The 8,350-nt window shown below is 39.2% G+C and carries 11 protein-coding genes; 2 read left to right on the top strand and 9 right to left on the bottom strand.

What is annotated here, in order from left to right; translation table 11 throughout:
• From AC3WRW_RS32670 to AC3WRW_RS32655, 4 genes are all read right to left on the bottom strand, one after another.
• On the bottom strand, positions 1-300 hold a 300-nt coding region (locus AC3WRW_RS32670), incomplete at its 3' end, for a hypothetical protein (protein WP_492550384.1).
• Positions 301-447: 147 nt separating this feature from the next.
• Positions 448-756, bottom strand: a complete 309-nt coding sequence (locus AC3WRW_RS32665; RefSeq protein WP_492550383.1) for a hypothetical protein — start codon at positions 754-756, stop codon at positions 448-450.
• 35 nt (positions 757-791) lie between these two features.
• Positions 792-1,256, bottom strand: coding sequence for a DUF6985 domain-containing protein (locus tag AC3WRW_RS32660; RefSeq protein ID WP_492550382.1), 465 nt, complete (start codon positions 1,254-1,256; stop codon positions 792-794).
• A gap of 80 nt (positions 1,257-1,336) precedes the next feature.
• A complete protein-coding gene (locus AC3WRW_RS32655; protein ID WP_492550381.1) occupies positions 1,337-2,431 on the bottom strand; it encodes an ankyrin repeat domain-containing protein in 1,095 nt (364 codons plus the stop codon).
• A gap of 266 nt (positions 2,432-2,697) precedes the next feature.
• On the opposite strand from AC3WRW_RS32655, the gene AC3WRW_RS32650 reads away from it, so the two are divergent.
• Complete coding sequence (locus tag AC3WRW_RS32650; RefSeq protein WP_492550380.1) at positions 2,698-3,243, top strand: ImmA/IrrE family metallo-endopeptidase; 546 nt, start codon at positions 2,698-2,700, stop codon at positions 3,241-3,243.
• Between the two features lie 5 nt (positions 3,244-3,248).
• On the opposite strand, the gene AC3WRW_RS32645 is transcribed toward AC3WRW_RS32650, so the two are convergent.
• The 5 genes from AC3WRW_RS32645 to AC3WRW_RS32625 form a co-directional block, all read right to left on the bottom strand.
• On the bottom strand, positions 3,249-3,479 hold the full coding sequence (locus tag AC3WRW_RS32645) for a hypothetical protein (RefSeq protein ID WP_492550379.1): 231 nt from the start codon (positions 3,477-3,479) through the stop codon (positions 3,249-3,251).
• A gap of 395 nt (positions 3,480-3,874) precedes the next feature.
• A complete protein-coding gene (locus AC3WRW_RS32640; protein ID WP_492550378.1) occupies positions 3,875-6,067 on the bottom strand; it encodes a stalk domain-containing protein in 2,193 nt (730 codons plus the stop codon).
• Between the two features lie 21 nt (positions 6,068-6,088).
• Positions 6,089-6,748 (bottom strand): hypothetical protein, encoded by a 660-nt coding sequence (locus tag AC3WRW_RS32635; RefSeq protein WP_492550377.1) that lies wholly within the window; start codon positions 6,746-6,748, stop codon positions 6,089-6,091.
• Positions 6,745-7,035, bottom strand: a complete 291-nt coding sequence (locus AC3WRW_RS32630; protein WP_492550376.1) for a hypothetical protein — start codon at positions 7,033-7,035, stop codon at positions 6,745-6,747. The genes AC3WRW_RS32635 and AC3WRW_RS32630 overlap by 4 nt, the downstream gene beginning before the upstream one ends.
• A 56-nt stretch (positions 7,036-7,091) precedes the next feature.
• Positions 7,092-7,841, bottom strand: coding sequence for a stalk domain-containing protein (locus AC3WRW_RS32625; protein ID WP_492550375.1), 750 nt, complete (start codon positions 7,839-7,841; stop codon positions 7,092-7,094).
• Between the two features lie 176 nt (positions 7,842-8,017).
• Between AC3WRW_RS32625 and AC3WRW_RS32620 the strand changes: the two genes are divergently transcribed.
• Positions 8,018-8,350 (top strand): helix-turn-helix domain-containing protein (locus tag AC3WRW_RS32620; RefSeq protein WP_492550374.1); only part of this gene is annotated, 333 nt, incomplete at its 3' end.

The raw sequence follows: 8,350 nt of genomic DNA, 5'->3' as shown, positions 1-8,350 counted from the left end.
CTTAGAAACAGCGTGATCGTTCATAAATGATAAACTAAGCCGGATAATCTTTTTATTTATTATTAGATTGATATGAAATACATATTTTTCATTTTTATACATTGTAGAAAAAGTATACTGAGTACATAAAGAACCAAGTAGGGGGACGTATGAGTATTGGTTGACTAATAAGATTCTATTCAATTTGTTGTGCATCGTTTCACCTCCATATAAGAAAATACTTTTAAGTGTTAACTTTTTTAAAAAATCCATTTCTCCTTTGCTAGCGTGGTAAGGTTGTTCCTCTAACTCATAATTCACAGGACAAATGATGAAAGCTCATAATTTACCAGCATTTCTTTGTTAGAAAAACAAAGAAGACCACCACATAGAGTTGGCGGTCCGCTTTGTTTTGCGTTTTATTCGAATCACATTTATTAATACAGCATCACTATTTTATTAGAAACTCTAAGCTAATGGTTGCAATAAGAATTTAACCTCCCCATTTTCCCCATCTAGGAATCGTTGTATCATCTTTATTCGTTTTCCTTGATCATCAATTAACATCCAAGGACTTGCCTTAAACAATTCCTCGTCTGAAAGACGATACCCGCTATCATCGAGATACCATCCATCTGATTCATCTTCTAATTCCATAAGCCTTGCTTTGGATGCATCATTCAAGTAATTGAATCTTCCCTCTAGAACGGACTCATTAAGATTGCCTATAAGTTCAAATTCAAGTGAAGCGGAATAACTGATTTTATATTTCTTCAATTCAATACCCCACCTAATAACTTTGTCGATGAGAGCTAAAGGACGATATCCTGAAAGCCTACTTCCGCCATTTGCTCATTTTCAAACTTCACGGCTGCGCCAAGGGATGTTTCCCATTTAGCGTCAAATAAAAATCCGACCGTTCTTTTATTTCTTGGAAACATTCGAATGACTACATGTGTGAGCGATACTAAATCGCCAACTTGAGCCTTTTCTGTAATAATGGGTGCAAGAGCATCTGCGGACTCACCAAAACGGTCCCTGTAGTCCGTGCACACGCTTTGATCATAAGAAAAAAGCCCATCTTCTGCTTCAGCAATAAATCTTGGCTTATCTTTTAGAAAACTCGAATAAGCTACTGTCTGTTCGTCTGTGAAATATCCATCTTCTGTTCCATCGATACTCAAAATCACACTTTTATTAACCCCAAACATGTCTATTTCAACTGTTCCAACCCAGTGAAGGTCAAATTCTATTTTTCCAAACACTTTGTGATTCATGGTACCAGACCCTCGTTCCATTTAGATAAGTATTAACCACGATTGATTTATGCATCCAAGCATACTTTCATATACGTCCTTTATTCGCTCTGTTCTTCTGCATAGGTTCCTTCTAAGATGTCATCCATCACTCGACCGGCATTTTTTAAGAACGCTTCCCACGTAAAGTTAATAAATCCAAACGCATCATGTTCTTCGTCTAAAGTTGCAAAACATTTTTTTGCTGGGCACCACATGAGCATCGTTGTACCACCGTACCCTTCAACATCTTTTAAAAGGTCAAGCAACTTAAAACCGCCATATTCGAAGACGGTGACTTCCTGTAGGGTGTTAAACTCGATATACTCGGTTCGCAGAGATTTGGGTAGATCAATTCGTTTGTTTTCAGTGCCCAAAAATTTAATCAGCTTAGTAGGGAGCCCTTCTTTCTTTAATTTGGCAATGCATTGGTCCAATTGATGCAATTCCGCCGGCTCATGTTTAGCGATTAAATCCATTAATTGCTGATTTTTATTTTTCTTAGCCACTTGAAAGGGGCGTTGCCCCCGATTATCAGCGATCGTTATATCGGCACCTCTAGCAATCAATAATTCCGCGACCTCATAATGATTGCTCGAAACGGATTCATAGAGTGCTGTCGGGTCATTTGTAAAAACGCTATCACTTTTTTTATAGTTAACGTCCGCTCCGACATCCAAAAGATATTGCACAACGGGCAGTCTGCCCTTCCACGCGGCAGAACGCAGCACCTTGCCTCCGTGAACTTTTATATCGACACCAAGCTCCACAGCCGTCTTAAGCATTTCTAGTGAGATGTCCGGATTTCTTTGATACAATGCTCCATCTAAGACAGATTTCTTCACATAGTCCATTGCTTGAATATCAGCACCGTGTTCAACTAAATATTTCAAGATTTCCGTCGTAGACCACTGTGCAGCTACCACCGCTGTCGGTTCTCCTTTAAAGTTCAACTCGGCACCATTTTCAACGAATAATTGTAGCATCGGCAAGTTTTTTGATTCGATGACTTCATTAATTGGCAAGTGCTTTGGAACGCCTGGCGTTCGGATTTCATCCGTATAATTTGGATCCCAGCCGCGAGCAAACAAGTCACGAATAGCTTCGATATCATTGGACTGAATCAATTCACGTATTTCCTTTCGGTCGACTACCAAAGTTAAGCACTCCATTTCAAAAAAATTAAATGTCTTATTATTCTAGAAATTTATTACGAATTCCTTTCAAAACAAACAATTCATAATGTCACACTTGGAAAAAGTCAAAAAGCTTTAAAACCACCGTTTGAAAAATAATGATGTAGATTAATTCAGTACCATGCTCTAGAAAAAGAACTCCAGATTTTCTGGTACTTATTATATAATTTATTGTATTGTCAATTGCAACAATATAAATTAAATAGAGTATGGGGCTGAATTGAGAAATGGAGCAAAACGGAGTAGAAATTATCGTTAATCATCTTCAAACAATTGTGAACCAGGATTTGAACAGCATTTCCTCATCTTTAGTCAATGAAGCTAATAAATCAGATCTTCCAAATTTCAAGGTGGAAATTTGTACAAAACATAGTTCTGCTTATTCTTTAAAAAATTCAATAGACAACGAAATAGCAATCCTTAATGGAACATATAATATTTTAAATTGGACCATTTATTTGTTCTTATTTGATAATGTACTTAGCTTCTTAAAAGCTCTCAATAAAACGGATAAAAAATTTGGGATTAACGATGAAAATGTTCTAGAAGAAGTTATTCGTCAAACTTTACCGAAAACAATTTTCTCCTTTGCCCATGAATATTACCATCATGTGCAACACCACACCGGTTTATTAACATATCCAGGTTATAACGATGGTCAATATGAAAGCCGACAGTCAGAAAAAGAAGCCAATAAATTTGCGATACAATTTATGAAAGCAAGAGGGAACTTCCTTTGCAATTCGTCTATTGATAAATATTTTAACAAATGATGTATTTACTTATTTTCTTCCTCTCCCGTCTCACCAAATTTAAGTTGAGCGATGAGTTCTTCCAGTTCACCTTCTTTAAGTATTGCAATAACATATTGCTGATGAAAACATTTCGAACAATGACGATTGAATGATTGATCTTCATAAACAATGTCTATAATCCATTCATGTTTACAGTTTTGCTGTTGGCTAGCATTTATTATGGCAACCACCCCTGTTTCAAAGATTTCTGGCATCTTTTGTTTTTTCCTTTGAAATTGGCATGAACCAATTCAATCCCCAAGACTTTGGATTTACGATAGTCTAAGAATCAAAAATAACCAACACACATTATGTCAACTGGTTATTTTTGATATGCGCTTTTCCCGTATAGGAAATTACATATTATTAATACCATTTTAATAATGTCGTAGGTCTTCAAATTGAAGCCACTCCTCTTCTCTCCTAACTGAATCAGCTTCATCACGTACGTCTGCCGTTGTTTTCAATACCTTCCCGAACCCGCTAGCAAATCTTTAACCATGTAGCGAAGGTCAAATCGAAAACCCACGTCACTATTTGGGGACGTGGGTTTCTGTTATTGAATCAAATGTTGATTACCATCAAAACATAGGAAAATCATCAATTATGGCTATTTAAAGAAAAGACCTGTTGTAAAGCCGCCTATAACATCGATTTTCCCATAACCAATTCCTACTTCCTTTAAATCCGGATCCAGTAAGGTTTCTTTCTGTCTTGACCAAAAACTAAAAACACTTGCCTCATTTTTAGATACAATCTTTTCTAGATCATCTGTGCCTAAAGGATCACTTCTAAATTCAATAAGAGAAGTGGGTTCGATTAGCTCCAGAACAGTACTATAACCCTGTTTAGATGCAATTTTCTGCAATTCCGATGGTTCTGTGTGATTACCATACGTATACCTTTTACTAAACCATTGTTGGCTAAGCTTCGATGCTTCACTCGAAGCTTCTGTATTCCAAACAAGCCTATTTAAGCCGTTTTCTTCACGTAACGCATTGATACGGTCAAGCAAACGTAATTCTTGTCGGTTAATCAGTTGATTTTTCATGCCATCTGTCACAGCTTTAGAAGCTAGTGGCTTTTTCAAGCTGATCTCTACCGATTTTTCATATGTATCGATATTAGCTATGCTATTCCATAACTGCTTGCGGTTCTTGCCAGAGCTAATCCCGAAATTATACACGCTTAAGCCCTCAGTGTTCATACCCTCCATTTCCGCTGGAACATCTGAGCCGGAAGCATTGATTTGAACCAAGTGATCGTTATAGAATAGTAATCTTATGAACCGATTGAAATCCTGGTTATACACCCAGAATTCACCATGATCATAAACGGAGTACTCTTTGCGATTAGGTTCCCCCAGAATCTTGCTTACTTCACTTGGTGTTGAATTAAGTACAACTCCATATACCCCGTAGTTTGAACTAGCTGGCGTGAGCGGGGATTCGGAAAGTACATTAATCGCCTTTTTGTGAAGTGTATATTGGCTTCCATCTGAATCTTGAAAGGCGTTATTTCTAGACAATTCCATAAATATCCTGTGATGTGATGTTGCTAATCCAATACCACTGTAGTTTGGACTTAGCACCAAATTATTCGTATTCCAAGATTTAAATTGGTCGAGGTAGCTAAAAGGCAAATCCACAACCGCCCAACTTTTTCTTTCCAGAAACTTACCTTCAAGAAACTCTTGATCAAACTCACTTGCTTTTTTTCGCGCTTGTTCAAGGGCGCTTGCATCCTGCAAAAAAGCTGGCATACCACGACTTACACGCTCAGCATTAACAAATCCATAAATTAACGTTGTAATACCATCATCAGATAAATTCAAGCGTTCTATCGCAAAATCCATACCTCTTTTATTCATAAAACTGATTGCCGATACCAAAATCTCTCCGTTCTGGTCAACCCCGTATACCGTTGCATCGGATTGATCTATCATTTTTTTAGCTTCAAAATAATCAACGCCTTTTGTGATGCCATAGTAATTAAAGTTCTTCGCATTCGAGTAGATAAAGTTGGACTTCCCAGAGTAATCAAAAAAGATTTGCAAAAAGTTATTATAATCGTTGTTATATATCCACCAAACGCCATTTCCTGATTTTGTCCATAGTTTCAAATCAGGTTCCCCCAGCTTTTGTGCAATCTCCGAATAATGTTGATCTAGTTGAACACCAAATATCCCATTGGCGATCTGCTCGTATTCAGGGGATAATGGCTCGAACTTTTCAGGCTTTGCCCCCAAATAAATACTTTTAGACGCTTGGTCCCAACCAATTGGCTGAGAAAATTTTTGGCTTATATAACGCACCGGCACATAAGTGGTTCCGTTATAAAGCATGGCAAGCGGTACATAGGTAGCACCGTCATAAAAGTATCCTGGTTTATCCTGTTGATCCAGTTGTCCATCAAAGTAAAACGCTGTTGGGTACAACGTCACTTCAATTTCTCTATTTAGGCTGCTCTGCGCCTTCTGCGGATCAATCACAATGTCTTGTAGAGATAACTTTTTCATTTGTGTTGGTCGCTGACCAACAATGACAGAACGCGTTTCTTCATCCCAATTTATTTGTTTGCCCATCTTTTCCGAAATATAGCGAATAGGTAAGTAACTTGTGCCCTGATAGTTGATAACTAACGTTTTATCGTCCGCTTTTTGCTTGTCTACGTAGAATGACACATTCGAGTAAAGCACCACATTCAATTTCTTTGTCTCACCTGCGGCATAAACGGATACGGATACTGGTATGCTGATGATTAACATGGCTAACACCATGAAAATTGCAAGAAGTCGTTTCATTTGAATTGTTACCCTCCATTTTTATTGTCTGAGGTCATCCACCTCTGACTGTAACCTTGATGCTTCGCGTCTTGCCGAAGCCGCTTCGGCACGCGCGGCATTTGCCGCTGATTCCGCAGCTTCTATGCGCCCTACAACTTCTTCATGCATCCGCTCTTGTTCGTATAGATTTATGCATTCTTTCAAGGTCGCTGCACGCTGATTTGTTACGTATGTCTCCAGCTTCTCAATAATAGCGACCTTCCAATAATCCTCCGGTACAAACGACCCTGCCAATTGCTTGATGTCGCTTTCCAAGCTAGCTTGAATTTCAGTAAGTCTGATCGCCTTTACGCGTAAGCGCCGCGACATGATTGCCCGCTCCAGGGATAGACTGAGCCATAAAAAACTGCCGACATGCAGGACAACAAGATCGGTCGCGACCAGTAACACATCCATGTTTTGCGGCAAATTCAGCGGTTCAACAAAGGGAGTGAACAGCAGTTTATCCGAATAATGAATCAGGACGTGCGAGATGCCCGTTTTAATAAACACATAAATCCATGCGGCAAGACCAACAATGATCACAGGTAAGTTAAACGGCTTTTTCAAAATGCTGCTGTATTCATCGGCGTAATCCGTAATTCGCTGTATTAACGTCTTTGTCTCTGTTAACCCTTGAAGTAGCTCATCTGAGCTCATTGTTTGCCCCTCCTAAACCGCTTAACCAAGCCGCTGATCATGTAGCAAACCACATGATTAACAAGCAGCCAGAAGAGCATCGCGAAAAACTCATTCGCGGTATGCAAGCCGTAGCGATGATCCAGTGCGATGGCAAACTCGATACAGGCTAGTATGAGCGCCATAATCGGTGAAACCTTTAGCATCATCAAAGGACCGAAAAGAAGTGTTCGGATGATCGGAACTACGTTTTGAATAGGCTTAATTAGCCGGTGCTTCGGTAATTCATATACCAGGCTATTTTTCATGTACTTCTCCTTTCTTAAAAAAAGCCACCTCGAACTTTGAGGTGACTGCTTTCTGATTAATTAATGAACTTGGCATCTAGAAGTCCAATTGAAGAAGCACTACTGCAAAACCCACCAACACTAACAACTACTTTGACTTTTAAAGCCCCGGTTAAATCGACGGCTACTTTAATTGGTTTCGAAATATCGGATGAAACGCCGCCAGAGTCATATACGAGCTTTTCATCCGCATAGATTTTGATCTGACCGATATTATCTGTTTTCGGAAGCTTATTCCATCCAGAATCCGGAGCAATAAAAGCTTCAAAGCTTTTATATTGTCCATTTGTCAGATATTCGTAAGTCACTAAATCAAGCATCTTAGCAAAATTGCAGGAGTATGTTTTGTACGTATATCCATGTGTAAATTGAACGCCGGTGTTTGTGGTAAAAGAAGCTGCCTGTTTCGCATATTGATTCGAATCGTCATTGTAAATGTTCTTGTATGTATGTGTTTTCATTTCTTCCATGTAGGTAACTTGCCCTTCTTTTGGCTTCCCTACGTAAATCGACGTCGTCGGTCCGTCGTAGCCTACCTTTTGTCCTAGGCTTTCTGCAACGAAGCGCAGCGGCACATATGTCGTACCGTTGTAAATAAACCCTTGCTGATCTTCAGGTGCTTTCTTTTCGACCCCATCGAAATAATACTTCAGCGGCTGGAAAAACACATCAATGCTGCTGGAACTAGCCGCATAGCCGACGCCGCTAAAAAACAGCGCCCCCACCATGAACGATGCAATCAAATGCTTTTTCTTATACGTTTTCAAATTCCCAATCCTCTTTTCTCTGCAATCTCCACAAATGTGATATAGGTCTATAACCACATTTATAGGATGTTTTTACCATTTGATTATATGTCAGATTGGATTTACATGTAAAGTCACACTTTTAGAGTGTTATCCTTTCCTATCACCTCCATTAAGCTTGAAACAGAGGTGATGGCATGTCCGAACGATTACAAAGACTTGGGGAACAGATTCGAATGCTCCGTAAGGAACGAGGCATCTCGCAAGAGCAGCTCGCTGATGCTGCCGACTTACATGTCAATCATGTGGGGGCGGTTGAGCGCGGCGAAAAAAACGTCACGTTTGACAGCCTGGAGAAAATAGCCGATGCTCTTCATGTCAGTCTTGAGGAATTATTTCGATTCGTTGATCCGATGAAGCGAAACGATGAGCTTGCAGAATTCATGGAACTCTTACATAGAAAAACGCCGGAAGATCGAAAATTCATGTTGGACATGATTTCATCATTGTTCAACTGGAATGAAAAAAAT

Source organism: Paenibacillus sp. FW126-R14 (genome assembly GCF_058789495.1).
This window is presented reverse-complemented; position numbering and strand designations above follow the sequence as displayed.